This is a genomic window from Escherichia sp. MOD1-EC6819 (genome assembly GCF_002965765.1).
GTDB classification, from domain to species: domain Bacteria; phylum Pseudomonadota; class Gammaproteobacteria; order Enterobacterales; family Enterobacteriaceae; genus Escherichia; species Escherichia ruysiae.
The window spans coordinates 1-941 of record NZ_PTRG01000039.1 but is presented as its reverse complement, the minus strand read 5'-3'; the positions used below and the strand labels follow the sequence as shown (position 1 = coordinate 941).

Below are 941 nucleotides of genomic sequence, written 5' to 3'. Positions count from 1 at the left end.
AACCAGCGGCACCACGGCGGGATTGTCGCCCAGCTCCGCTTTCAGGCGTTCCGCCGCCTTACGCAGGCTGAGTTTTTCCGTCTGCATCACCCAGTCCAGCACCGAACCGCCCGCGTTACAGCCGAAGCAGTGATACAGGTTTTTCTCCGGCGAGATCACACAGGACGGCGTTTTCTCGTCATGGAACGGGCACAGCGTGGTGAAGTCTTTCCCTTTCTTAACCAGTTGTCGCCCCTGCGCCTGAACCACGGCGACTAAGGAGACGGCGGCTTTCAGGTGCTGCAACTCTGCTTCCGGGATGCGGGCCATAACGGGAACTCCTGTAAAAACCTGTCAATAGGGTTTGTATAAAAATAACTCGACAAGTATATACATCAGCTAGTAGTATTTACAACAGTTAAATGTAAAACATGGAGTAGATTATGGTCATCAGGTCTCAAAGGATTTCAGGTAAAACGACTATGGCCGCACCAATAAGCAACGAAGAACAGGTATTTATTACGGAACTGGGCAGGCGGATCACCGCGCTGAGGAAGGATGCAGGGATGACGCAGACGCAGGTTGCACAGGCGCTGAACGTCTCCCAGCAGGCCGTACAGGCCTGGGAAGCCGGAAGGCGGCGGATACAGATATCCATACTCCCAGCAGTGGCAAGACTGTTAGCGGTTTCTCTGGAGGATTTGCTTGGCGAAGAACCGGAGAAGATCGCCCGTAAGCGTGGCCCCGCGCCAAAATGGCAGCAGCTTATTGAAGAGATCGACAGCCTGCCGAAGGCAAAGCAGAAGATGATTTCGGAGATGTTACAGGCCCTGATTGTTCAGGCGCGTAACTGACTGATAAATAACGCGGTGACTAAGGGCGGCAACCCTTAACCACCGCTCACCACAAGCAACTAACAGGAGTAGTTAATCATGGCTGAACACGATATTACGCCAGAAGTC

Annotated in this window: 2 protein-coding genes; one reads left to right on the top strand and one right to left on the bottom strand. The window is 53.1% G+C overall.

Going from position 1 to position 941, the window contains the following annotated elements; genetic code table 11:
* The coding region (locus A7Z06_RS21515; RefSeq protein WP_238151747.1) for a CHC2 zinc finger domain-containing protein at positions 1–309 on the bottom strand (309 nt) is incomplete at its 3' end.
* Between the two features lie 152 nt (positions 310–461).
* On the opposite strand from A7Z06_RS21515, the gene A7Z06_RS21510 reads away from it, so the two are divergent.
* Positions 462–833: a helix-turn-helix domain-containing protein gene (locus A7Z06_RS21510; protein ID WP_085460752.1), complete on the top strand. Its 372-nt coding sequence runs from the start codon at positions 462–464 to the stop codon at positions 831–833.
* Positions 834–941 lie beyond the last annotated feature (108 nt).

What these genes read in the sequence shown, in the direction of transcription:
- A7Z06_RS21510 (WP_085460752.1), top strand. Translation starts at nt 462, where the DNA reads ATGGCCGCACCAATAAGCAACGAAGAACAGGTATTTATTACGGAACTG.